General features: G+C 31.0%; 22 protein-coding genes and 1 riboswitch. Of the genes, 14 read left to right on the forward strand and 8 right to left on the reverse strand.

What is annotated here, in order from left to right:
• Nucleotides 1-35 precede the first annotated feature (35 nt).
• The 3 genes from MED152_RS09650 to MED152_RS09660 all read right to left on the reverse strand — a co-directional run bounded on the left by MED152_RS09650 (nucleotide 36) and on the right by MED152_RS09660 (nucleotide 2607).
• Nucleotides 36-1322, reverse strand: a complete 1287-nt coding sequence (locus tag MED152_RS09650; RefSeq protein WP_015481686.1) for an APC family permease — start codon at nucleotides 1320-1322, stop codon at nucleotides 36-38.
• Between the two features lie 205 nt (nucleotides 1323-1527).
• Nucleotides 1528-2391: an RNA polymerase sigma factor RpoD/SigA gene (locus MED152_RS09655; RefSeq protein ID WP_015481687.1), complete on the reverse strand. Its 864-nt coding sequence runs from the start codon at nucleotides 2389-2391 to the stop codon at nucleotides 1528-1530.
• Between the two features lie 24 nt (nucleotides 2392-2415).
• Nucleotides 2416-2607, reverse strand: a complete 192-nt coding sequence (locus MED152_RS09660) for a hypothetical protein (RefSeq protein ID WP_015481688.1) — start codon at nucleotides 2605-2607, stop codon at nucleotides 2416-2418.
• Between the two features lie 367 nt (nucleotides 2608-2974).
• Between MED152_RS09660 and MED152_RS09665 the strand changes: the two genes are divergently transcribed.
• Nucleotides 2975-3442: a hypothetical protein gene (locus MED152_RS09665; protein WP_015481689.1), complete on the forward strand. Its 468-nt coding sequence runs from the start codon at nucleotides 2975-2977 to the stop codon at nucleotides 3440-3442.
• Nucleotides 3443-3497: 55 nt separating this feature from the next.
• Here MED152_RS09665 and MED152_RS09670 read toward each other — a convergent pair whose 3' ends face one another.
• Nucleotides 3498-5849, reverse strand: a complete 2352-nt coding sequence (locus tag MED152_RS09670) for a TonB-dependent receptor (RefSeq protein WP_015481690.1) — start codon at nucleotides 5847-5849, stop codon at nucleotides 3498-3500.
• Nucleotides 5850-5923: 74 nt separating this feature from the next.
• Nucleotides 5924-6016, reverse strand: a riboswitch (TPP riboswitch).
• A 193-nt stretch (nucleotides 6017-6209) separates the two neighbouring features.
• On the opposite strand from MED152_RS09670, the gene MED152_RS09675 reads away from it, so the two are divergent.
• Complete coding sequence (locus MED152_RS09675) at nucleotides 6210-7385, forward strand: BamA/TamA family outer membrane protein (RefSeq protein WP_015481691.1); 1176 nt, start codon at nucleotides 6210-6212, stop codon at nucleotides 7383-7385.
• Here the strand turns inward: MED152_RS09675 and arfB are convergent.
• Genes arfB through pnuC form a run of 3 tightly spaced genes read right to left on the reverse strand, consistent with a single transcriptional unit; the run spans nucleotide 7382 to nucleotide 8968 of the window.
• Complete coding sequence (arfB, locus tag MED152_RS09680; RefSeq protein ID WP_015481692.1) at nucleotides 7382-7786, reverse strand: alternative ribosome rescue aminoacyl-tRNA hydrolase ArfB; 405 nt, start codon at nucleotides 7784-7786, stop codon at nucleotides 7382-7384. The genes MED152_RS09675 and arfB overlap by 4 nt on opposite strands.
• Nucleotides 7779-8375: an AAA family ATPase gene (locus tag MED152_RS09685; protein ID WP_015481693.1), complete on the reverse strand. Its 597-nt coding sequence runs from the start codon at nucleotides 8373-8375 to the stop codon at nucleotides 7779-7781. The genes arfB and MED152_RS09685 overlap by 8 nt, the downstream gene beginning before the upstream one ends.
• A complete protein-coding gene (gene pnuC / locus MED152_RS09690; RefSeq protein WP_015481694.1) occupies nucleotides 8339-8968 on the reverse strand; it encodes a nicotinamide riboside transporter PnuC in 630 nt (209 codons plus the stop codon). The genes MED152_RS09685 and pnuC overlap by 37 nt, the downstream gene beginning before the upstream one ends.
• Before the next feature lie 123 nt (nucleotides 8969-9091).
• On the opposite strand from pnuC, the gene MED152_RS09695 reads away from it, so the two are divergent.
• Complete coding sequence (locus MED152_RS09695) at nucleotides 9092-9400, forward strand: hypothetical protein (RefSeq protein ID WP_041383575.1); 309 nt, start codon at nucleotides 9092-9094, stop codon at nucleotides 9398-9400.
• A 20-nt stretch (nucleotides 9401-9420) separates the two neighbouring features.
• Here MED152_RS09695 and MED152_RS09700 read toward each other — a convergent pair whose 3' ends face one another.
• On the reverse strand, nucleotides 9421-10047 hold the full coding sequence (locus MED152_RS09700; RefSeq protein WP_015481696.1) for a 4'-phosphopantetheinyl transferase superfamily protein: 627 nt from the start codon (nucleotides 10045-10047) through the stop codon (nucleotides 9421-9423).
• A 63-nt stretch (nucleotides 10048-10110) separates the two neighbouring features.
• Here MED152_RS09700 and ahcY point away from each other — a divergent pair, with 63 nt between their 5' ends.
• The 11 genes from ahcY to MED152_RS13415 all read left to right on the forward strand — a co-directional run bounded on the left by ahcY (nucleotide 10111) and on the right by MED152_RS13415 (nucleotide 24572).
• Nucleotides 10111-11418, forward strand: coding sequence for an adenosylhomocysteinase (ahcY, locus tag MED152_RS09705; RefSeq protein ID WP_015481697.1), 1308 nt, complete (start codon nucleotides 10111-10113; stop codon nucleotides 11416-11418).
• Between the two features lie 241 nt (nucleotides 11419-11659).
• Entirely contained in the window at nucleotides 11660-12799 is a 1140-nt protein-coding gene (locus MED152_RS09710; protein WP_015481698.1) for a PepSY domain-containing protein, read from the forward strand.
• Between the two features lie 81 nt (nucleotides 12800-12880).
• Complete coding sequence (locus tag MED152_RS09715) at nucleotides 12881-14311, forward strand: DASS family sodium-coupled anion symporter (protein WP_015481699.1); 1431 nt, start codon at nucleotides 12881-12883, stop codon at nucleotides 14309-14311.
• 204 nt (nucleotides 14312-14515) lie between these two features.
• On the forward strand, nucleotides 14516-16816 hold the full coding sequence (locus MED152_RS09720) for a chondroitinase-B domain-containing protein (protein ID WP_015481700.1): 2301 nt from the start codon (nucleotides 14516-14518) through the stop codon (nucleotides 16814-16816).
• 17 nt (nucleotides 16817-16833) lie between these two features.
• Nucleotides 16834-17859, forward strand: a complete 1026-nt coding sequence (locus MED152_RS09725; protein WP_015481701.1) for a polysaccharide lyase family 7 protein — start codon at nucleotides 16834-16836, stop codon at nucleotides 17857-17859.
• A 1-nt stretch (nucleotide 17860) separates the two neighbouring features.
• Nucleotides 17861-18352, forward strand: a complete 492-nt coding sequence (locus MED152_RS13835) for a gluconokinase (RefSeq protein WP_238559137.1) — start codon at nucleotides 17861-17863, stop codon at nucleotides 18350-18352.
• Complete coding sequence (gene gndA, locus MED152_RS09735; RefSeq protein WP_015481703.1) at nucleotides 18345-19748, forward strand: NADP-dependent phosphogluconate dehydrogenase; 1404 nt, start codon at nucleotides 18345-18347, stop codon at nucleotides 19746-19748. The genes MED152_RS13835 and gndA overlap by 8 nt, the downstream gene beginning before the upstream one ends.
• Nucleotides 19749-19767: 19 nt before the next feature.
• Nucleotides 19768-21042 carry an Nramp family divalent metal transporter gene (locus tag MED152_RS09740; RefSeq protein ID WP_015481704.1) on the forward strand — a complete coding sequence of 425 codons (1275 nt, stop codon included), beginning with the start codon at nucleotides 19768-19770 and terminating at the stop codon, nucleotides 21040-21042.
• Nucleotides 21043-21058: 16 nt separating this feature from the next.
• Nucleotides 21059-22159, forward strand: coding sequence for a polysaccharide lyase family 7 protein (locus tag MED152_RS09745; protein WP_015481705.1), 1101 nt, complete (start codon nucleotides 21059-21061; stop codon nucleotides 22157-22159).
• A gap of 13 nt (nucleotides 22160-22172) precedes the next feature.
• Entirely contained in the window at nucleotides 22173-22937 is a 765-nt protein-coding gene (locus tag MED152_RS09750; protein ID WP_015481706.1) for an SDR family NAD(P)-dependent oxidoreductase, read from the forward strand.
• Between the two features lie 150 nt (nucleotides 22938-23087).
• Nucleotides 23088-24572, forward strand: coding sequence for a T9SS type A sorting domain-containing protein (locus MED152_RS13415; RefSeq protein WP_015481707.1), 1485 nt, complete (start codon nucleotides 23088-23090; stop codon nucleotides 24570-24572).
• Nucleotides 24573-24591 lie beyond the last annotated feature (19 nt).

A 24591-nucleotide genomic window follows, 5' to 3' on the forward strand; every position in this document is an offset into this window, starting at 1 on the left:
GTTTAGAATTGTTAATGAATAGCCAAAATAATGTTTTACTTTTTTTGACTAGAAGTACTTTTATAGAACGTTTCTACCAAAAAACTGAGGAATATTATACCTAAAGCACTATAGACGCCAATTTTGTTTTCTTCAAATTGCTGATATAGAAGAGTAAGAAAAGCAATAAAACAGATTATTGTTGCTATCAAATGTATCAACTTATTTGAATTTAAAGTTTCATGTTTTTTAAAACCAATGAAATTTACAATGGTAAAAATTAGTAAAAAACCAGAACTACCAGCTGTAGATATACTTTTTAAATCAATTGTATTTACCAGAGCAACCGCTAAAATTGCAGTAATTAAAAACCCAATTGGTTTACCCCAAAACTTATGACTGAAATATTTAGGCAGTTCATCATCTTTAGCAATATCAAAATTTACTCTTCCACTTCCTAAAACTGTTGCATTTATTGCAGAAAATGTAGAAATCATAGCTGTTATTGTAATTATGGTAAAGCCTATTTTACCTAAGGTTGGCTCTGCTGCTTTAGCCAAAACATATTCTTCTGCACTTGCAATAGCATCAAAAGGTAAGGCTCCAATAGTTACAATGGCAATTAAAATATAGAGAATAACAACAAATCCAACAGCTCCAAAATAAGCTTTCTCTGTATTTTTTTCTTTGTTTTTTAAATCTCCAATTGAGTTTGCAATCAATTCAAAACCCTCATATGCTACAAAAATAACCATACCACCAGAAAGTAAAAGAAGTGGAGCTTCCCAATTTTCAGGAGAAAGTTGATCTAAATTCGAAGTGTTTTGAGATATTCCATAAAAACCTACAGCAATAAAAGCAATAAGAATTATTAATTTAACAACTACAGAAACAGATTCTATAGCACTTACAAGTTTTATACTTAAATAGTTAATAAAAAGTGCGAGTAGAATAATGGCTGTTTGAAAAATCTTAACATCAACCTCATTATTATCAGTAATTGAAATAAGTTCTGCACTGTAAGAGCCAAAAGCAGAGGCGTATAAGGCTAACATTACAATGTAACTAATCCATAGCAAATTATTAATACCACCAGCAAATATTCCATTTCCAAATTGATGATGTACAAAGCGAACTGTACCTCCGTTTTCTGGATATTTTTTAGAGAGTTTGGCATAAGAATATGCAGTAAGTAACGCAATAATTCCTGCAAACAAAAAAGCGATGGGTGTACCACCTTTCGCTAGAGAAACTGCTAAACCAAGAACAGCGAAAATACCTCCACCAACCATACCACCAATACCAATAAATATGGCATCTTTAAGCCCTATTTTAGCACTCATATTTTTTTATAAATTAAGTATTTAAAGGTTTATTCGTAAAAATAAGGGAAACTAAAAATACTAACAACTAAAGTTTAAGAGAAGTTTTATTCTTAAACATTTTATTTTATTACTGGATTAAGGAAAATATAAAAATGCTAAAATATACAAGTGATATACATTTTAGCATTTTTAAGTTTTCTTGAAATAAACTAGATAGTAGTTTCTATCCTAAATAGTAACGTAAAACTTCGGTTCTAGATTTGTTTTGTAAACGTCTAATAGCTCTTTGTTTTACTTGTCTTACTCGTTCTCGAGTTAAATCGAAAGTTTCACCTATTTCAGACAGGCTTGATGCTGTGTGGTTACCTAAACCGAAAAACATTTTTATTACTTTAGCTTCTTTATGAGACAAAGTTTCTAAAGCTCTATCAATTTCTATATCTAATGATTGTTTCATTAAATTTTTATCTGGTCTTGGAGATTCATCAGACTTTAACACATTGTATAAATTAGAATCTTCACCTTCTCTAAAAGGGGCGTCCATAGAAACATGTCTGCCAGAGTTTTTCATAGATTGAGCTACATTTCTAACTGTAGTGTCTAATTCATTTGCAATTTCTACATAAGTTGGTATTCTTTCATTTCTTTGCTCTAACTTAGAATATACTTTGTTGATTTTGCTAATACTACCAATTTTATTTAAAGGTAAACGAACAATTCTTGATTGTTCTGCTAACGATTGCATGATAGATTGTCTAATCCACCAAACTGCATAAGAAATAAACTTGAAACCTCTAGTTTCGTCAAAACGTTTAGCAGCTTTTACCAAACCTAAATTACCTTCATTAATTAAATCAGATAATTTTAAACCTTGATTTTGGTATTGTTTTGCTACAGAAACAACAAATCGTAAGTTAGCTTTTACCAATTTATCTAGAGCTCTTTGATCACCAGCTTTAATTTTAAGTGCCAATTCTACTTCTTCATCAGCAGTAATTAGGTCTATTTTACCTATCTCTTGAAAATATTTTTCTAAAGATTTGGTGTCTCTGTTGGTTACTTGCTTTACAATTTTTAATTGTCTCATATATCGATTTTAATTTTTAAGTTCTTAAATAAATAGATTACAATCTCCACAGTCTTTTACCTCTCCATAGTAAGTTTCTCTATACTTATGTATGGTTTTTACAGGGAAACCTAATACGTGTTTTTTAATATAAACTACTTTAGAGTTTAAAATACCCATTGCAGATGAGTAGTATTTTTCTTGTTTTGTACTTCGTTTAATTTGAATTAATTTCATAATAGTAATGGTTAGAACGCAAACAATTTGCGTTCATTTATTAATAAGTAATACATAATAATTTACCAGTTAGCAGAAAAGCTAGAAGGCAGAGGAATAAAATGGTACTGCAGCTTTATAAATAGAAGAATTAATAATCTGTTTGTACGCTTTAATTTTCATAGATGGCGAAATTACAAAAAATAAGCCGTTTTTGCTAAAAATTGACGTTTTTTATTCGTTTTTAATCAAAAATGGACTAAAAATGACCAAAAACGACAAATTTTGATATTTTATTGAATGAGTCAAACACACTATGTTTTGGGTCAATAGAAACTGTAATGGGATAGTACATTTGTACCATAATTAAATAGTAAACGAAAAGATTATGAAAACGATAAAAAGATTTACAGCAATTTTAGCCATGGCTTCTATAGTATTTGTGGCTTGTGATGCTAAGAAAGAAAAAGAGTATAATTTAGATTTAAATGATGGTACATCAGTATTTTATAATTCTAATGATGAAGATGCTTTAAGAATTAATGGATGGACCTCTTTTAACGCAACTAACGAAACTTTAATTGGTTTAGAAGAAACAGATTATGATTTGCCAATGACTAGTTTAGAAAACTTAAATGATCCTATTGCAAACCTATCTAACTCTATACCAACTTCATTAAAAACAGAAGAGGTTTTAGAAGATATTGAGGATGTGCAAGAAGAGTACACAAAATTGATTAACGAAAAGAATGAACCTCTAGATAACGTTAAACAAAACATGGAAGAACTTGTAGAAAAGTTCGATGATTTAAGAGAAGAATTGAATGAAACAGTAGAAGACTATATTACTGAGTAATATAGCACATAAAGTGAAAGTAAAAAGGGAAGTTATTAACTTCCCTTTTTTTTGTTTAAAATCTTAAGGTTGCCCCAATTAAAAAGTTTCTAGTTGCTTGTGGGTAGTACCCTGCACCATCAACAGTAGTAACTGTACCAGGTACAGAAAAATCATCATCATAAGTAAAATAATAACCTCTATCTACATATTCAGTATCAAAAATATTATTAATTAATGCTGTTAATGTAATTGAATCGAAGATTTTATTTGGTGTAATTGTGTACACAATATTTATATCGCTTGTAAAGTAGCTTTCTAAAACATCGTTTGTAGAAATTGCGCTACTTAAGTTGCTTAAAAACTGTTCACCAACATATTTTGATAATAATGTTAACTGTAAATTATCTGTTGGGTTATAGATAAACATATTACCTACAATTACATTTGGTGAGAACGAAATATCTGTATTCCCTAATAATTCAGGAGTTGTATTCCCATCTCTTGTAATAAAAAAGTCTCTGTTTTTGTTGGTGCTAAAAGCGGCATTTGGTTTCCAAGAAAATTTATCAGAAAATCGAATATCAGCATCTATTTCTAAACCTAATCTATAACTGCTACCAGATGTTTCTCTTACAGGAGCTCCTACATCATCTAAGGCACCTGTTAAAACTAACTGATTCTTATAATCCATATAATAAACGTTAGTATTTAATTTAACTTTACCATTATTTAAACGCCAACCTACTTCTAAATCGTTCAAAGTTTCTGGTGTAGAAACTCCATTCTCAAAATCGTTTCTATTAGGTTCTCTATTTGCAACAGCAAACGAAGCATATAAATTGTTGTTTGCATTTACATTATAAGTTAAACCAAATTTTGGATTAAAGAAATCGAAATTAGCATCTACATCTATAGGAGCTCTGTCTGAAGTTAAACCTTGAGTTTGATAAGACACAAAACGCCCTTGTAAATCTGCATAACCAGATAATTTTTCTGAGATGTAAAAATTAGCTTTTGCAAAAAGTGAAAAGTCATTTTTTGTAGCATCAGAAAAATAGTAACGATCTCTAATTTCTGTATTTGGCGCTAAATCAGACCCCCAAATAACTTCACCAAAATGATCTCCAGTATAATTTGAGTAAGAGATTCCTGTAATTAAATTTAATTTTTCGGTTTTGTAATTTGTATTAAAGTTAGCTACGTAAAAATCATTATCTAACCAACGTCTTACAATAACATCACTGCCATCTGCAATTAAATTATTAAAATCTGCAGCAGATTCTCCTGGTTTGTATTGCTCAAAAAATCCAGATCCTTTAGTATAATTCAAACCTAAAGTAGTACTCCATTTTTCATTTAACTGCTCATTCCAATGCAATTGATAATGGTTTTGCCCATAATCATCTACTTCATTTTCATAGGTATATGGGTTTTGTCTTCTATCTTGTGCTAACTGGGTAGCATCTAAACCAAACCAAGATTGGTAAGTTCTTTCTTCACCACCAAAAGTTATGGCTTTTATAAGAGTGTTATCATCTGAATAACTACCTTGTAAATAGTACGATTTTAGATCTGTAAAAGCTCTATCTACATAACCATCAGAATAAATGTCAGACAAACGTCCTGCAAATTCTATATGGTCGTTAATTTTACCTGTACTAAATTTTACAGTATGCTTACGTGTGCCAAAAGAACCAAAAGAATTCGAAATTTCTCCATAAGCTTCTTCAGAAACAGCATCTGTTAAAATATTTAAACTTGCACCAAAAGCACCTGAACCATTGGTTGATGTACCTACACCTCTTTGCAGTTGTAAGTTTTCTGTAGACGATGCAAAATCACCTAAATTAACCCAAAAAGTTCCATGACTTTCTGCATCATTATAAGGTATACCATTTACGGTTACGTTAATTCTTTCTCCATTAGAACCACGGACATTCATGTAAGTGTAACCAACACCTGCACCTGCATCTGAAGATGAAATAACAGAAGGTAAATAGTTTAACAAAATAGGAATGTCTTGTCCTAAATTACGCTTTGCGATTTCCTTTTTAGATAAATTAGAAAACGTTACAGGAATATCTGCATTTACCCTTACAGCATTTACAAGAACTTCATCTAATACAGTATTTTCATATTGCAGGGTAAAATTGGCAGTTACATTTTCATTGGTAATTACAATGCCTTGTAAATAGCTTTTGTAACCTAGATAAGTTACTTGAATAAAATGTTCACCTTTTGGCAAATTTAGTAGGTAAGAACCATCTGCTTTTGTAGTGGTACCTCTCTGTAAATTTTTTGCATAAACAGTTGCATTGGCTAAAGGTTCGTTGTTTTGGTCTACTACTTTTCCTGAAAGTTGGTAGGACTGTGCGTTTACAAGTATACTTGCAAACAAGAATAAAAAATTGATAGTTTTTTTCATTTTAAAAAATTTAAAACGAATAAAAAGAGGTAATTATTCTTGTAATTAATAGTGAATAATTAGTGTGTCATTCAAAGATGACTTTGTTAAACATCCCTAAACAGCATTACCTGTTCTAGGTTCATTGGGTATGATCTCAGCTTTTTACAGCACCCCTTTTGAGAACGCTGCAAAATTAAGTGCTAAAAATGTATTATGAAATAGAAATATGCTTTTTTTTACTTTTAGTATATGGTGTAGAAAATTAAGGAATAGAGCACATCATTACTATCTGTATTCAATAAATTTGTTACTCACTTAAAAGCGATGTATTTAAATTACTTATTTGAATTCATATTCTTTTACTTTAGACACCAACCCATGAAATTATATAAAAAAGCAGTGCTATTTGTTTTTGTTTTAGCACTAAGTGTAACAACTCAATCACAAGAAAAAGAAAACGAGAGTGGCTTAGATAAATTTGTTGAATACTTTACCTTTTATCCTAATAAAAATAAAGTAGCTAAAGACTCAAGTTTATATTTAGCTAAAATTATTACAGCACCAATTGTAAGTTATTCACCAGAAACCAGCCTTGGTTTTGGTGTAGGAGCAAAATATTTATTCAAATTTAAAGGAAGTGGAGAAGAGACAAGAACATCTAACATGCCAGTTTCTTTATTATATACATTAAACAGTCAGTTTTTTATTTTCTCAGGATTTGAAATCTTTACCAATCAAGAAAAATGGGTAATTTCAGGTAATATTTTATTTCAGAACTATCCAAGATTGTATTATGGAATAGGCCAAAATACACCTGAGGAAAATGAAGAAATTTACGATACATATCAATTTTTATTTGAACCAATTTTATTAAAGCAAGCATTTACACGTTATTTATTTTTAGGTGGTGGAGTTAGGTATAACAAAATTTACGATACTAAAATAGAGCCAAATGGATTGTTAGAAAGCACGCAACCTTCTGGTTTTAATGGCTCAACTTCTGTAGGTTTTGAGTTGGCTGCTTTGTATGATAGTAGAGATAATATTTTAAATGCTTCTAAAGGATGGTATTTAGAGCTAACCAAAGGTTATTATGGTACAGCTTTAGGAGGTACACATCAATTTGAATTAACACGTTTTGATTTGCGTCATTACTTAAAAATATCCCAAAAAAATGATGATGTCTTAGCATTTCAAGCGATTGGTCATTTTGCAAATGGAGATGCACCTTTGTCTGAATTGGCTCTTTTTGGAAACGAAGAAACAATGCGTGGTTACATAGAAGGTAGATATATTGAAGAAAATTTACTAGCAGCTCAAGTAGAATACAGAAAAACGTTTAAAGATAGCAGATTAGGGATGGTGGCTTTTTTAGGAGCTGGAGATGTTTTTAATAAATCTAAAGACTTAAGTTTACGTGATTTAAAATTAAATTACGGAGTTGGTTTACGTTTTATGTTAGACAAGAAAGAAAAATTAAATATTAGATTCGATTTTGGATCTGGAAGTAATACAGATGGTAATTTTTACGTAAATATTGCAGAGGCTTATTAATCTATTCTAGGTTTTTTCCGCAACGCTTTTTTTAAAGAATTACGTTTATTCTTCTCAACATTTTTTAAAATAGAAGATCTGCTAGGTTTAGTAGGTCTTCTTTTTTTGGGTCTAATTAAATTGGTTTTAAGCAATCGTAAAAAACGTTTTATTGATAATTCTTTGTTCTTGTGTTGCGATCTTGTTTCTTCACAAAATAAAATTAATTGATTTTCCTTGGTTAATTTAGACGCTAATTTCTCTTTCAGCAAATCTTTTTCTTTATCAGATAAAGCCAAAGAATTTTCCAAATCGAAGGTCAATTCAATTTTTGACGAGGTTTTATTTACATGCTGACCTCCAGCACCAGAGCTCCTAATAGCCTTAAAGTTTAGCTCTTTTACAATTTGCTCTTTATTCATTATTAGCTTTACATTGTAAATTATTAACGCCAACAAGCAATTCATCTATAGCTTTTGTAGCTGTGTGCAAGCGTGTTTGTTTATCTCCCTTTAATAAAATATAATTACAATTATGAGATTTTAGTGCATCTTCAAAGGCAGAAAACATTTCTTTTCTTAAATCTGGTTTGTCTCTAATTTCATCTGCTTCCCAAGGAATATCAATATAGGTGAGCAAGTATAAATCGTATGAATTATTTTTGGAAGCTTTGTCCAGTTGTTCATCAACAAAACCTCCATAGTAAGCTTCAGAATAAACTTTAGTTTCTAGTAAATCTGTATCGCAAATAAGAATTTTATTGGCTTTTTGGGCTAAGGTATTTTCTAGTTTCATTTGACCTATAGCAATAGGAAGTAAGTCTTTAGCTTCGCAAGTTTTTTGCTCTTTGTTCCATTTTTTTTGTAAATATTCACGTGCAAATTCAGGAGCCCAAACAGTATTGTAGTGCTCTGCTAATTGTTTAGAAAGTGTAGTTTTTCCAGTAGATTCTGGTCCGAATAATACTACTTTAATTAGGTTGTTGGGTTCTTGTGTAAGCTTTTCTTCCATGTTAAATAGCCAAAAATGGCAATAAATGTAAATCCTAAATATTGAAAGCTGGTAAAGGTAAATCCTTTATAGAAATATAAAGGTATAGAAATTAAATCTCCAACAATCCAAAAAATCCAATTTTCTATTTTTCGTTTCGCCATTAACCACATACCCACAAAGAAAATTGCAGTTGTAGTTGTATCTACATAAGCTACCCAAGAGGTCCATTTATCAAATTTTGTATATATTAAATACACAAAAATAAGAGTGGCAATAAATATAAAAACAGAGGTTGTTTTCTCTTTTTTTGTAGTTCTAGAAATTGGGGTAACATGGGTTTCATCAACTTTGCTTGTCCAAATATACCAACCATAAATACTCATTATAAAATAGTAGGCATTAATCATCATATCACCTAAAAGTTCCCATTTATAAAGCAAGTAAACAAATATTACTGTACTTACCATACCTGTTGGGAAAACCCAAATTTTGTTTTGCTTAGAATACCAAACAGATAAAAAGCCAAAAATTACTGCTATTATTTCTAGGGATGTATCTAGGGTAGAATAGTTTTTGTATTGACCAAAAAGAAAATCGAAAGCTTGCATCATTATTTACTGAACTTAAAAAAAAGTTTTGACACCCAATAGGTGATTAAAATTAAAATCGGGATTATTATAGTACCATAAGTATTTATCCAAAATAGTTTCATAGCTAACTGACCTCCTTGAAAATTGTTCGTTTCTGAAAAAGTAAATGAGATATTACCAGCTAAAATATATGAAATAACAATCCAAAGAACAGCCAAAGTTATTGAAGCCTTTGAAAGATTGGCTAACATTTTAGTCATTTTTGTAGATGGATTCTCGAATTCATTTATCCCAAAATATAAAGTTAGGGGTAATGCGATTATTCCAAACCATGTTATAAAGGTGCCTAATGGTAAAGTATTACTTTCATTCAAAGACAAAGTTAATAGTGATGAACCTGTGATTAGTAATAGGCTTGTTGTACAAAAGAGAAAGAAAGCACAGAGAAAATAGAGTTTTCTTTTTTTCATAAATTAAAGAGCATAAACACAAGTAAACCCTTCAAATTCGGTAAAAGCAACGTCGTAAGTAGCAGTTTCTCCATTAAAACGAATTTCTCCAGTTGTTTTAGCAGATTCAAATTTGAAGTCTGCTACATAAATATGATGTAAAAAAAGCAACTTTTTCTTCCCATAAATTTTATACAAACTTTCTTTAGCACCCCAAACAATAGTTAATTTTCGAATTAAAGCATCATGGTTTGCAATGGTTTTGTATTCTTCAAAAGGAGTAAATTTATGTGCGATTTTTAAAATTTTATCTCTTTGTTTTTCAATATCTATACCTACTTCTTTTTCTGTAGAATATATGATTGCTGTAAAATTAAACGAGTGTGTAATAGAAATATACCTTTCATTTGCTAAATGAGGTTTACCAAATTCATCGTAAATTAAATCAGCATCAGTTAAACCCACTTCTTTTAGTAAATGTCTAATAGATAAAAAACCTTTTTGATGCAATTCAGACTTCATAGATTGCAATCTTGCCTCATTTTTATCGGTTAATGAAATTGTTTCTTTTAGCGTTTCTAAGCTTTCTTCAATCTTCCAAATGAAGACTTTAGTAGTTTGTGAAACTGTTATAGTTTTGTAAAGAGGCATAGGTTTTAGAAAATGATGTTGTATCTTTGCAATCGATAAAATTAGACAATAAATATACATAATATGAGCACAAATACAGCGTATGTACCATTTAAAGTTAAAGATATTTCTTTAGCAGATTGGGGTAGAAAAGAAATTGAATTGGCAGAAGCAGAAATGCCAGGTTTAATGAGTTTAAGAGATGAGTATGGAGATTCTCAACCTTTAAAAGGTGCAAGAATTGCAGGTTGTTTACATATGACAATTCAGACTGCTGTTTTAATTGAAACTTTACAAGCTTTAGGAGCAGAGGTAACTTGGAGTTCTTGTAATATTTTTTCTACACAAGATCAAGCTGCTGCTGCAATTGCTGCAACAGGCACTCCAGTTTATGCTTGGAAAGGTATGAATGAAGAAGAATTTGACTGGTGTATAGAACAAACTTTATTTTTTGGTGAAGATAAAAAGCCATTAAATATGATTTTAGATGATGGTGGAGATTTAACCAACATGGTTTTAGATAAATATCCAGAATTAGCTGCAGGTATTAATGGTTTATCAGAAGAAACAACTACAGGAGTTCATAGACTTTACGAAAGAGTAAAAAACGGAACATTACCAATGCCAGCTATTAATATTAACGATTCTGTTACAAAATCTAAATTTGATAACAAATACGGTTGTAAAGAATCTGCAGTAGATGCAATTCGTAGAGCAACAGATATTATGTTAGCAGGTAAAAGAGTAGTAGTTTGTGGTTATGGAGATGTTGGTAAAGGTACAGCAGCTTCTTTTAAAGGTGCAGGTTCTATTGTTACTGTTACAGAAATAGACCCTATTTGTGCTTTACAAGCAGCTATGGATGGTTTCGAAGTGAAAAAATTAGAAACAGTTGTGGCTAATGCAGATATCGTAATTACCACTACTGGAAATAAAGGAATTGTAAGAGGTGAGCACTTTGAAGCAATGAAAGACAAAGTTATTGTTTGTAACATTGGGCACTTTGATAATGAAATTGATGTTCCTTACTTAAATAACAATAGCGAGAAAGTAGAAATTAAGCCACAGGTTGATAAATACAACATTAATGGTAAAGATATTATTCTTTTAGCTGAAGGACGTTTAGTAAACTTAGGTTGTGCAACTGGGCACCCAAGTTTTGTAATGTCTAACTCATTTACAAATCAAACTTTAGCGCAAATTGAACTTTGGAATAATGCTGATGCATATGAAAACAAAGTTTATATGCTACCTAAGCATTTAGACGAAAAAGTAGCAAAATTGCACTTAGCTAAAATTGGTGTTGAGTTAACAGAGTTAAGCAATGATCAAGCAGATTATATTGGTGTAACTGTAGAAGGGCCATACAAGCCAGAACACTACAGATACTAAAATAGATTTAAAAATAATTTTAGTAAAAGGTTCTTTCTCTCAGAGAAAGAACCTTTTTTTATTGCTAATAAGTAAGAAGATTATATATCTCATTAATATTATTTAAATTTAATCTAAATAAACTTTGTAATTTCAAATCCACGTATTATTTTCGCACTTTATTTAAAATCATTCTAAATGGTTAGGCTGTTGCCTTCATTAGAATTGGTAAAAATGGTTCTAAAAATAGTGTTTGATTAAAATGGGTAAGAAAAAATATAGTGCTAAAAAATTTATTAATGATGTTCATCTATGGTTAGGTTTAGCAAGTGGAATTATACTGTTTTTAGTTTGTTTAAGTGGAACAGTTTTAGCCTTTGAACATGAAATAAAAGATGCTTTTTCAGAGGAATTTTATATTGAAAAAAAATCAGAAAGATTAACTATTGATCAATTGGTTTTAGCTTTAGAAACCAACAATGAAGGCACTGTATCAAGTGTTAAAATTCCTGAAAATGAAAGCAAACCTTATAGTTTTAGAGTAAAAAAAGATCCGAAGCAAAGAAGAGGTTCTACAGTTTTGGTAAATCCGTTTACAGCAGAAATTAAAAAGGTAGAAAAATCTAGTGCAGATGCATTTTTGTCTACGATGTTTAGACTACACAGATGGTTGTTACTAGACACCAAAATAGGTAGACCAATTGTAGGTACAGCAACAATTATATTTTTAATATTGGCCATTTCTGGTGTGGTTTTATGGTTTCCTAAAAAGCTAAAGTGGAAATATTTAAAACAAGGATTAAAAATTAAAACCAAGGCCAAATGGAAAAGAATTAACTATGATTTACACAATACCTTAGGTTTTTATGCCTGTATTTTCTTAATTATTATGAGTATTACAGGTTTATGTTGGTCTTTTGCAAGCTACAGATCAGGTTTAAGTACTTTAATTGGTGCAAAAGTTTTTAATAGATCTTCACCCAAATTTAACTTAGCTCAAAATAAGGACGGAAAAACCATCTCACTTAACGAAGCTTTAGCAATTACAAACTCAAAATTAGTTTACGAAGGTGATGTTTCTTTGAGTTTCCCTACTAAGAAAAATAATTATTTTAGTATTAGTAAAACCAACAAAGAAAACTGGTCTCCTGTTACTTCAGACAGATTATATTTAAGCAATTCTGGTAACGTATTAGAAGTGCAATATTTTAAGGACAAACCTTTAAACGTTCAATTTGCATCGTTAATAAAACCAATTCATACAGGAGAAATTTTTGGCAATTTTTCTAAAATAATATATTTTTTAGCGTGTTTAATAGCTACAAGTTTGCCTGTAACAGGTACTATTATTTGGCTAAATAAATTAAAGAAAAAGAAGAAGAAAAAAGCCAAAGGAGCCTAAGATTTATTTTAATAGGTAGTTTTAAGCTTTCAGTTAGTTTGTAAAAACTTTTACTATTTTGCAAATGCTTAATGCATTAACATGAAAACTACTAAAAAAATAGGATTATTTCTAGGGCCACTTCTATTTTTCCTAATCAAATTTTTACCGATAACTTTGGTTTCCCAAAAAGCAGATGCAGTAATTGCAGTTGCTATTTGGATGGTTATTTGGTGGATAACCGAAAGTGTTCATATTGCTGTTACTGCTTTATTACCACTTATTTTATTTCCGCTTTTAAAAGTGATGCCAATTGCAGACGTTGGCGCCAATTATGGGAGTCCAATTATCTTTCTGTTTTTTGGTGGTTTTGTGTTGGCCCTAGCTTTAGAAAAAGTAAACCTTCATAAAAGAATTGCACTAAATATTGTAAAATTTACGGGTACAACATCAGAAAAAGTTGTTTTAGGTTTTATGCTGGCTACTGCTTTTATGAGTATGTGGATCAGTAATACAGCATCTACAGTGGTTATGCTACCTATTGCAATATCTGTAATTCGTTTATTAATAAATGATGAAGATGGTTTTACAAAGGGCGATAAGAATTTTGCACTAAGCATTATGTTAGGTATTGCGTTTGCTGCAAATGCAGGTGGAATTGCTACAGTTATTGGTACGCCTCCAAATTCGGTTTTAATTGGTTTGTTAGAAAATCAATACAATATCCAAATTTCGTTCTTAACATGGATGAGTTTTGGATTGCCATTTTCTTTAATAATGATAGCAGTTGTGTATTTTGTATTAGTAAAATGGATGTTTCCTTGTAGAGAAATTCAATTTACAGCATCAGCTAATGTTATAGATGATGAGATTAAAAAATTAGGCAAAATTTCGTCCGAAGAAAAAAGAGTGTTAACCATATTTGGTATTACCGTTTTTCTTTGGATTACAAGAACCCTTATTAATGCTATTTTTCCAGAACTAAAGCTTTCAGATACAATTATAAGTTTAATAGCGGCTGTTGCATTATTTGCAATACCCATGAGTTTTAAAAGAGGAAACTTTGTTTTGCACTGGGATGATACTAGCAAATTGGCTTGGGGTATTTTACTGCTATTTGGTGGTGGTTTAGCATTAGCAAAAGGCATGGCTTCAAGTGGACTAGTTGCTGTTATTACAGATGTAATTGCTGCAGGTAATTTTAATATTTTACTAACAGCCTCATTGCTTATACTATTAATGTTATTTATGACAGAACTAATGAGCAATGTTGCTTTAGTTGCTGTTTTAGCTCCTGTAGTTGCAGGTATTGCAATAGGTTTAAATATACCAATGCTTAATTTACTAATACCAGTAACCATGGCAAGTAGTTGTGCTTTTATGCTACCTATGGCTACTCCTCCAAATGCAATTGTTTTTGCCAGTGGTTATGTAAAAGTGAAACAAATGGTAAAAGCAGGTGTTGTTTTAAATATGATTGCAGTAGGCTTATTAATTCTTTATTATCAATTTATAATTCCTTTATTTTTCTAATTGATTTCAATTAGTTTTTGAATTTGTTTGGTATAATTTAATAGCTAACTACAAACGAAATCCACTATAGAATCACTAGGGGTAGCTTTATTTTTTTGGTGAGAAACAAAAGCAATACTTTCATTTACATATCTCATTACTTGCATAGTATAAAATAAATATTATATTTGGTAAACCAAACTGGTCAACCAATTTATTTTATTTATGAAACAGTTCTTTAAAATTTTTATTTTATTTCTAGTAATTTCTTCTTGCGAAGAGAAAAAATCGAGCATAATTGTAAGTTCTAATTCAGAATTAGAAGAAGCTTTAAGCAATGCTAAAAAAGGCGATAATATTGTGCTTAAAAACGGAACTTATAAAGATGTAAACATAAAATTTATAGGTGAAGGTACCGAAAATGAACCTATAACTTTAAGTGCAGAAACTGCAGGAGAAGTATTTATAGAAGGTGAATCTAGCTTAGAATTAAGTGGTAATTATTTACAAGTTAGTGGTTTGTTTTTTAGAAATGGGCACTCGCCAAAGAAGAATGTAATCGCTTTTAGAACCAGTCCTAAAGATGTTGCAAATCATAGTTCGGTTACCAATTGTGTAATTTTAGATTTTAATAATTTAGAAAGAGATCAAGACAATCTTTGGGTACAGTTTTATGGTAAACACAATGAATTAAGTAATTGTTATTTGGCAGGTAAAACGAATGGAGGCCCAACTGTTAGAGTAGATTTAAAAGGTAATCAAAGCATTAGAAATTATCATAAAATTGTAAATAATCATTTTGGACCAAGACCTAGAAAAGGTGGTGCTAGAGGAGAAACTATTCAATTAGGAAGTAGTTTTACATCAATGTCTCCTAGTAATACAACCATAGCAAATAACTTATTTGAAGAATGTAATGGAGAAGTAGAAATTATATCGAGTAAAACCAACTTCAACATCATTAAAAATAATGTATTCTACAAAAGTGAAGGATCTGTAGTTACAAGACATGGAAACTATGTTTCTGTAGATGGTAATTATTTTATTGGTGATGGTGTAAACGAAAATTATGGAGGAATTCGAATCATAAACACAGGTCACTGGGTAACCAACAACCTTTTTTATAAAATTAAAGGGAAGAACTTTAGAAGTCCGATTGCAATTATGAACGGAATTCCAAAGTCTCCATTAAACAGATACAATCAAGTAACAGATGTAGTTGTTGCTTATAACACTTTTGTAGATTCAGATTCGCCTTTTCAGTTTGGTGTAGGTACAAATATTGCACAGGCAGATGTGTTGCCAAAATCTGAAATTAGATCTGCAAGACCTTTAAGAACAGAGGTTGTAAATAATGTAATTTACAATGCAGAAGGTGATACTACACCTATTGTAGAGCATGATAAAGCAGATGGTGTTACTTTTAAAAGTAACGTAATTGATAATAATGGAGTAGCCATTGCAAATGACAAAGGTTTAATTGTTAAAGACTTAACATTAACAGATATTGGTAGCAATTTAGCTGCACCTGTAAGTGGTTTTAAGGATGTAGAGCCTTATAATGGTTTCGATTTTGAGGTGATTACACATGATTTATTAGGAAAATCTAGAAAAAACAACAATCAAATTGGTGCTATTTTAAGCGATGAAAACATCAAATTAAATTTATTAGACAAATCTAAATATGGAGCTTCATGGTTCTCGAATGAAGTTGAAGAAAAAGAGGCAACTACGCATACAGTATCAAATGCATCTGAGTTGGCAGATAAATTAAAAGCAGCTGTAAGTGGAGATATTATCAATTTAAATTCTGGTGAATATGTAATTTCATCATCTTTAACTATTGATAAAACAATTACTGTTCAATCTTCAGGAGATGCTCAAATAATGTATAATGGTGCTGCAAATACACCATTATTTCAATTACTGCCTTATGGAAAATTGATGGTTAAAAGCATCAATTTAAAAGGCTCAAACACCCAACAAGCTTTTGCTACATTAAAAAAGAACATGTCTAATCATTTTGGCTTAGAAGTTCACGATGCTGAAATCAGTAATTTCAATTATGCTTTAAAAGTGTATAAACAAGCATTTGCAGAAGAAATTACATTTAAAAATACTTCAATTCTTAACTGTGAAAACGGATTAGAATTATCCGAAGAAACCAATGATAGAGGAGATTATAATACAGAATATTTAACAGTTGATGGTTGTACATTTAACAATGTAAAACAAAACGTAATCGATTATTATAGAGGTGGTTATGATGAATCTACAATTGGTGGTAATCTTTTGGTGACCAATAGCACGTTTGTAAATTGTGCTGCTAAAGAAAAAAACAACAGACTTTTTAATCACAATGGAATTCATAACGTAAACATCAACAAGAATACTTTTAAAAATAATCCAGTAAAATTCGTGTCTATTTTATGGGGAGCAAAAAACAATAAAGCATCTGACAATAAATTTATCAATTCTGGAACAATAATTACAGAACAAAATTTAAAGCAAACTTTAATGTACTAATCAATCAACTTAAAAACATGAAAAGATTAATCATACTCTCACTTAGTGTTATTGTATTTGCAGCTTGTATGCAAAATTTAGCAAAAGAAGAAGCGCAAGATTCTGTTAAAACAGCTACTATTAAATACCCAAGTGATGTAATACCATTTATGGATAAATGGAAAATTCTTTTGGGTGATGGGACACGTTCAGATAGTTTAGTAAATTTTCAAAAAGACAAATTCTTTTATGTACAAACAGATTCTGTTGCAGATTGGGTGGTATACAAAACTCCAAATTCAGGGGTTACCTCTAGAACATCAAGCAATACAAGAACAGAGTTAGGAGAGAAAAAACATTGGATTCCAGAAGAAGGAGGTAAATTAACAGGAACACTAAAAGTTCAGCATGTTTCAACAACTGGTCATGCCAGTGCAGCCTCATCATTTTCTGTAGTTGTTGGTCAAATCCATAGTGATGAAGGTCATGAAAACGAGCCATTAAAAATTTACTACAAAAAGTTTCCAAATCATGAAAAAGGTTCTGTTTTTTGGAATTACGAAATAAATACAGAAGGAGATAACATTGGCAGATTTGATTACTCAACTGCAGTTTGGGGTCATGATTTTGCTGTAGTTGGTAAAACTCCTACAGACTTTCCTGCTGAACCTGAAGATGGTATTAAGTTGGGCGAGGAATTTAGTTACGAGGTAAATGTTCATGAAGGCATTATGTATTTAACCTTTAAAAGTGAAAACCATAAAACTGTAACTTTTACAAAAAGTTTAATAAAATCAGAATTTTCAACTAGAGCAGCTGTTCCTGATCAAGTAAAAAGGGTGTATGCAAATAGAGAAAAAGGGGGTGGAGTTGAGCGTGAAATAGCTTATGCAGGTGAAATTAATTACTTTAAGCAAGGTGCATACAACCAAGCAAATGCCAAAAGCACCAAATCTGAAGTTTATGGTGGAGATATTGATAAACAATATGCAAATGGCAGCTATGCAGAAGTTTGGTTTAGAAAAGCAACTGTAGGCCCAAGCACCAAGCCTTTAAACAAGTAAGGTGAAAAAGGTATATTATATCATGGGTGTTTCTGGTTCAGGTAAAAGCACCATTGGTAAACTGCTTTCAAAAGAATTAAAAATTCCTTTTTTTGATGGTGATGATTTTCATTCAGCAAACAACATTCAAAAAATGTCTGAAGGACTACCTTTAACTGATGATGATAGGCAAAGTTGGTTACAAACACTTAATAATTTAGCTGTTGAGCAATCAACAAAAAATAGCTGTGTTATTGTATGTTCTGCCTTAAAACAAAAGTATAGAGATATCTTAAATACAAACCTAACAAGTAAAACAGTTTGGATTCATTTGGTGGGTTCTTTTGATTTAATTCAAAAAAGAGTGCAAAGAAGAGCAGACCATTTTATGCCAACTGCTTTGTTGCAATCTCAGTTTGATATTTTAGAAAAAGATGCCAATGCAATTGAGATTTCAGTGGATTTATCACCCCAAAAAATTATAGACATTATAAAAAATCAACATCATGAGTAAGTCTGATTTTGGACTTTTTGGGTTAGGAGTTATGGGCAAAAGCCTAAGTAGAAACTTAGCTCAAAAAGGGTTTAAAATTTCTTTATTTAATAGGCATGTACCAGATGTAGAAGTAGATGTTGCCAAACATTTTAAAGAAGCACATCCTGAACTTAAAACAGCAGAGGCTTTTGATGATATTGAAGCATTTGTAGCTTCTTTAGCATCACCAAAAAAAATTATGCTAATGGTAAATGCTGGTAAAACTATAGATATTGTAATAGATAGTTTACTGCCTTTTTTATCGGAAAATGATATTATAATTGATGGAGGAAACTCTAACTACAAAAAAACTAAAGAACGTTTTACCTATTTACAAACTAAAGGAATTGAGTTTATAGGTACTGGCGTTTCAGGTGGTGAAGAAGGCGCATTAAAAGGGCCTTCAATAATGCCAAGTGGAAGCAAATACGCATATAATAATGTAGCTAAGTATTTAGAAACCATAGCTGCTAAAGACAAAAACAATTTACCTTGTTGTACCTACATTGGCCCAGAAGGAAGTGGCCAGTTTATAAAAATGGTACATAATGGAATTGAATATGTAGAAATGCAATTATTGGCAGAAGTTGCTACAATTTTAAAACATAAAGGTAAAAACCCAGAAGAAATTGCAAATACTTTAGACAGTTTTAAAAGTACTGCAGATAGTTACTTGTTAGAAATTACATCGAATATTTTTAGAAAAAAAGAAGACGATTCTTGGTTGGTAGAAAAAATACTAGACAAGGCTGGAAACAAAGGTACTGGTAATTGGGCTACAATAGCATCAGCAGAATTAGGTGTACCAAATACTTTAATTGCATCAGCTTTATTTGCTAGGTATATTTCATTTTATAAAGATGAGAGAGTTCAACTTTACAACCAATTCACTAAAAAATCGGTTTCTAGATTAAATGTAAACGATAAAGATTTGCTTAACGCCTATCAGTTTGCAAGAACTATAAATCATTATCAAGGTTTTAAATTGATACATGAGGCATCAGAAAAATTAAATTGGAATCTTAATTTAAGTGAAATAGCAAGAATTTGGACAAATGGATGCATTATTAGATCATCTCTTATGGAAGATTTAGTTGCTGTTTTTAAAGAAACAAACGATGTTTTAATGAGTGCTACTATCGCCAATAATATTATTGGGTGTAAACCAGCTATAAAAAGAGTGGTTTCAGATTGTGTTTTGAGCGATGTTCCAACTCCTGCCTTAAGTGAGGCTCTTCAGTTTTTTAATGGGATAACTACACAAAATTCATCAGCAAATATTATACAAGCACAAAGAGATTACTTTGGTGCACATACTTACCAAAGGATAGATGATGCTTCAGGGAAGTTTCATCACACTAACTGGATTTCATAAATTTTAAATAACAAAACTAATGAGCACAACCAAACCAAAAAAGTCACTATTAAAAAGAATTATTGTAATAGTCTTGGGTTTTGGTCCTGGTATTTTTGCTATTGGTTATACTATTGGTACAGGTAGTGTAACTTCTATGATTGTTGCTGGTAGTAAATTCAACATGCAATTATTATGGGTACTATTTTTAAGCTGTTTATTTTCTGGAGTTTTAATGTTTGCATATGGTAATTTTGCTTTAATTACTGGAGAAACTGCACTTTACGGATTTAAAAAACATTTAAAGTTTGGTAAACCTTTAGCCATTGCTATAATTATTGGAATAACCTTTGGGCAATGGAATTCACTAATGGGTATTTTAGGAATTTCAGCCAATATTATTTTTGAAATTCTATCACTTAATTTTCCTGATATTGTTCCTTATAAATACGAAACAGTTTTAGCAACTGCTATTGTTGTTATTGTTATTTTCTATTTGCTAATGCTTGTTGGTAAATATACTTTCTTCGAAAAAATATTAGTGATTTTTGTAAGCTTAATGGGTTTATCATTCATCTTATCTTTATTTATGGTACAACCTTTAACAGCAGACGTTATTAAGGGTTTTATACCAACAATTCCTGATGTGTCAGGAGGTAAAATGTTAGTAGCTGCGTTTGTAGGCACAACAATGGCTGCAGCCACTTTTTTATCAAGGCCTTTATTTGTGAAAGGTAAAGGTTGGACTATTAAGAACCTAAATCAACAAAAGAAAGATTCTATTACTGCAGCCATTTTAATTTTTATAATTAGTGGTACAATAATGGCAGTTGCTGCAGGTGCTTTATTTTATGAAGGTAAAGAAGTTACGCACGTTTTAGATATGGCAAATACTTTAGAGCCTGTTGCAGGTAAATGGGCTGTAACTATTTTCTTTTTTGGAGCACTAAGTGCAGGTTTATCTTCTATTTTTCCTTGCTTGTTAATTGCGCCCTTATTAATTGCAGATTATCAATCTGGTATTTTAGATACCAATTCAAAACAGTTTAGAATCGTTACAGCTATTGCATGTTTGGTAGCTTTAATTGGGCCAGCCTTTGGCGCAAATCCTATAGAAGTTCAAATATTATCTCAAGTATTTAATGTGTTTGTTCTGCCTTTGGTAATTTTAGGAATCATCATTTTATTAAGTAATAAAAAAGTGATGAAAACCTACAAAACCAATATTGGTGTTTACATTGGCATGTTTGCAGCTTTATTCTTCTCCTTAGTAATTTCTTACAACGGAATTCTAGCTTTACTCGATTATTTTTAATGATAAAACTCAAATTATGAATGTATATATAAGACCTTTTTTAAAACTGATTGCAATAATTTTAGTCACTTTTTCTGTAGCTATAGGTTGCAAAAAATCAGAGGGAAAAAAAGAGGAAATAAAAAAACAGGAAACAGTTTATGCAAGTGATGTAATTCCGTTTTTTGAGCATTGGAAACTTATTTTAGGCGATGGTACTAATGTAGGAGTACCATTAAATTTTGAAAACAAAGACTATTTCTACACAGAGAATGATGGCCAAAATAATTGGGTAGTTTTTAAAGCGCCAAATGGTGGTAATACGCATGGAACATCTAACAATACCAGAACAGAATTAGCACAATTAAAAAAATGGTACCCAAAAACGGCGAACGAAAAAATGACAGCCACTTTAAAGGTAATGAATGTTTCTGCTACTGGCGATGAAACAGTTGCAGCAACCCATTCTGTGGTGGTAGGTCAAATTCATAGTGCAGATAAACATGAAAACGAACCTTTAAAAATTTTTTATAAAATTTATCCAGGGCATAAAAAAGGTTCTGTTTTTTGGCATTATGAAATTAATACCAAAGGTGATGATAATTCTGGTAGATGGGATTTTTCTACAGCAGTTTGGGGTTATGATTTTTCAGTGGTTGGCCCATCAGCAAATGAAGTTCCAGATGAACCAAAAGACGGAATTGCACTGGGAGAAGAATTTACCTATGAAGTAGAAGTGAAAAACGGAATAATGTCTTTAACTTTTAAAAGTAAAGGACATGAAACCAAAACTTTTAAAAAAAACTTAATTGAATCAGAATACGTTACAAAAGCAGACATTCCACTACAAACTCAAGAACTATTTTTTCCTGTAGGTCAAGATGGTGTAGAGCGCAAAAATGCTTACGAAGGTGAAGGATGTTTCTTCAAATTAGGTGCCTATAATCAAACAAATGGTAAATCACCAGAAGTAAATAGAAATTGGTGTTCAGGAGCAGAGACCTTTAATGGCGATGTAAAAAAACAATATGAGACTGGAAATTATGTAGAGGTTTGGTTTAAATCTGGCAGTTTAAAAATAAGTGATAAGGTAGTATCTAATGAAGGCTATTTTTCTAAAAATGATAATGTAAAATAAACTTAAAAAACACATGAATACAAAATTAACAGGTAAAAATGTATTGATTACAGCAGGTGCTCAAGGTATAGGAGAAGCAATTACAAAACATTTTATAGCGCAAGGAGCTAATGTTGCTATCCACTATTTCTCTAGTGCAGATACAGCCAATGAATTGGTGCAATTAGCAAAAACCAAAAAGGTAAAAGCTGTTGCTATTAAAGGTGATTTAACAAAAGATGAGGATGCAAATAACACCATAAAAGAAACCATTACTGCTTTTGGTGGCTTAGATATTTTAATAAACAATGCAGGTTCATTGGTGGCAAGAAATTTATTAGAAGATATGCAAACCGATTTTTGGCATAAAGTAATGGATATTAATCTAACATCAATGATGTTGGTTACAAGAGCTGCAGAGCCTTATTTATCTAAAAATGAAAATAGTAGTATTGTAAATTTGGCTTCTTTGGCAGGAAGAAAAGGTGGGCATCCAGGTTCATTAGCTTATGCAACTAGTAAAGGTGCTATTTTAACATTTACAAGAGCTTTGGCAACTGAATATGGTGCAAAAGGCATTCGAGTAAATGCTGTTGCACCAGGATTAATCTTAGGTACACAATTTCATGATACACACACTACTAAGGAATCTGCAGCAAAAACTATAGCAGGTATTCCTATTGAAAGAGCAGGAAATCCAGATGATGTTGCTAGAGCTGTTTTGTATTTAGCTTCAGAATTTGATGGTTTTATTACAGGCGCTACTTTAGATATCAATGGTGGTGTTTATAATATGTAGAAAATGTAATGTTTTAATCGATTATTAATCAAGTTTTTAATTTAACTCAAATAAATTTTTATAATTCATATTTATTTGTATTTTTGAAAGCTAAGTTGGTAAACCAATTTGGTAAACCAATAATCACACTAATTAATTAATACTTATCTTATGAAAAAAACATTACTTTTATTTTGCTTAATTTTAATAAGCGCTTTATCCTATGGGCAAACTCAGCCAGTAGTTCATAATGCAACTTTTAATAAAATTGCAAAAAATTCAGGTTCAGATTGTGCATGTTCTGGTTGGATTAATAAATCAGTAGGAGATCAAGGTGAATCATCTACAAAGAACAGTCAAGATGTTGTAAAATTAGATGACTTAGAGTCTGATGCAGTTTATCAAGAAGTTGCAGTAGAAGCTAATAGCGATTACACTTTAGATTTAGAATACTGGTTTAATGATGCTACTACTACAACTGAGTATATAGAGGTTATTATATTAAAAGGTAGTGCTTACGTTTCAGGTTATACGCCTTTATATGCAGAGCCTGCAACAGCCCTACAAGATGATTATGGTTATGAAACATTGGCTCAAGTAGATGACACCAACAACCATGTTGCTAGAACAACGATTGTTCCTCCAGGAAATACAGATATGAATGATATGACGCAATTAACCTTTAATACAGGTTCTGAAACTAGTATAGCTATTTATATTAGAGCAATTGGGCCATATGATGCTTCAGCTCATGGAGATTCTGGTAAGGATAAAGGTTTTATGAATGGAGATACCGAAGTTAGAATAGATAACTTAGTACTTGCAAACTTAGGTGCTGCTTCATCTTCAGGGAACACAGTAGATCCTTTAACAGCTAGTGCTGCAGATTGGATTTCTTATTTCAATGCATTTAATGTTTCTGATGATGCTTTTGCGTTTGGTTTTCAATACAACATCCCAGAATCTAAAACTACAATAACATCTTCATCAGTTACACTTCAGCCAAATTTTGCAATTTGGGCAGCAGAGGCTTCAAATGCTGCTTGGTTTGATCAAAATGCAGCTACTCAAACTCCAGTTAAATATATAGAAGCTAATTCTTTTGTAGAAAGTAGTACAGAGTTTAATGGTGAAGATTTAACTTTTGAAGGAAATGTAAGTTCTTTTAATTTAGATTCAAATTATAAAGCGATCGCTTTTATTAAAGTGTTAGCATCAGATTATTCAAGCACTTTAGTTAATGAAAATGTTGAAATAACTGCTACAGGTGATTTTTCTGTAACAGTTCCTGCAAGTTCTCTTACAACAGGATTAGTAGTACAATATGGTTTTTCTATTATTGGTGTGCCTGCTGACCCTGCAAATGAATCAGCTTTAGGAAGTGTTGTTGTAGGTGCTAAAGCAACTGCTTCTGTTGATGATGTATTTGCATCTAACCTTACAGTTTATCCAAACCCAGCTAATTCTTTTGTTAATATTTCTTCTTCAGAAAACATTTCTGGTGTAGAGGTTTACAATGTAATTGGTAAAAGAGTTTTACAAGTTACTAATGTTGTAAACAATAGCATAGATGTATCTAGCTTATCTAAAGGAATGTATATCCTTAAAATTGCAAGCGGAGATTCTGTTGCAACTAAAAAGATTATAAAGAACTAAATTCTTTAAAATATTATAA

This window comes from Polaribacter sp. MED152 (genome assembly GCF_000152945.2).
In the GTDB taxonomy this organism is placed as follows: domain Bacteria; phylum Bacteroidota; class Bacteroidia; order Flavobacteriales; family Flavobacteriaceae; genus Polaribacter.

Bases quoted from the DNA above. Each gene is read 5' to 3' on its own strand.
- pnuC (WP_015481694.1), bottom strand. From the start codon at position 8,968: ATGATGCAAGCTTTCGATTTTCTTTTTGGTCAATACAAAAACTATTCT.
- MED152_RS09660 (WP_015481688.1), bottom strand. From the start codon at position 2,607: ATGAAATTAATTCAAATTAAACGAAGTACAAAACAAGAAAAATACTAC.
- MED152_RS09670 (WP_015481690.1), bottom strand. From the start codon at position 5,849: ATGAAAAAAACTATCAATTTTTTATTCTTGTTTGCAAGTATACTTGTA.
- gndA (WP_015481703.1), top strand. From the start codon at position 18,345: ATGAGTAAGTCTGATTTTGGACTTTTTGGGTTAGGAGTTATGGGCAAA.
- MED152_RS09740 (WP_015481704.1), top strand. From the start codon at position 19,768: ATGAGCACAACCAAACCAAAAAAGTCACTATTAAAAAGAATTATTGTA.
- ahcY (WP_015481697.1), top strand. From the start codon at position 10,111: ATGAGCACAAATACAGCGTATGTACCATTTAAAGTTAAAGATATTTCT.
- MED152_RS09650 (WP_015481686.1), bottom strand. From the start codon at position 1,322: ATGAGTGCTAAAATAGGGCTTAAAGATGCCATATTTATTGGTATTGGT.
- MED152_RS09665 (WP_015481689.1), top strand. From the start codon at position 2,975: ATGAAAACGATAAAAAGATTTACAGCAATTTTAGCCATGGCTTCTATA.
- MED152_RS09725 (WP_015481701.1), top strand. From the start codon at position 16,834: ATGAAAAGATTAATCATACTCTCACTTAGTGTTATTGTATTTGCAGCT.
- arfB (WP_015481692.1), bottom strand. From the start codon at position 7,786: ATGAATAAAGAGCAAATTGTAAAAGAGCTAAACTTTAAGGCTATTAGG.
- MED152_RS09745 (WP_015481705.1), top strand. From the start codon at position 21,059: ATGAATGTATATATAAGACCTTTTTTAAAACTGATTGCAATAATTTTA.
- MED152_RS09710 (WP_015481698.1), top strand. From the start codon at position 11,660: ATGGGTAAGAAAAAATATAGTGCTAAAAAATTTATTAATGATGTTCAT.
- MED152_RS09685 (WP_015481693.1), bottom strand. From the start codon at position 8,375: ATGGAAGAAAAGCTTACACAAGAACCCAACAACCTAATTAAAGTAGTA.
- MED152_RS13415 (WP_015481707.1), top strand. From the start codon at position 23,088: ATGAAAAAAACATTACTTTTATTTTGCTTAATTTTAATAAGCGCTTTA.
- MED152_RS09720 (WP_015481700.1), top strand. From the start codon at position 14,516: ATGAAACAGTTCTTTAAAATTTTTATTTTATTTCTAGTAATTTCTTCT.
- MED152_RS09700 (WP_015481696.1), bottom strand. From the start codon at position 10,047: ATGCCTCTTTACAAAACTATAACAGTTTCACAAACTACTAAAGTCTTC.
- MED152_RS09750 (WP_015481706.1), top strand. From the start codon at position 22,173: ATGAATACAAAATTAACAGGTAAAAATGTATTGATTACAGCAGGTGCT.
- MED152_RS09715 (WP_015481699.1), top strand. From the start codon at position 12,881: ATGAAAACTACTAAAAAAATAGGATTATTTCTAGGGCCACTTCTATTT.
- MED152_RS09675 (WP_015481691.1), top strand. From the start codon at position 6,210: ATGAAATTATATAAAAAAGCAGTGCTATTTGTTTTTGTTTTAGCACTA.
- MED152_RS09655 (WP_015481687.1), bottom strand. From the start codon at position 2,391: ATGAGACAATTAAAAATTGTAAAGCAAGTAACCAACAGAGACACCAAA.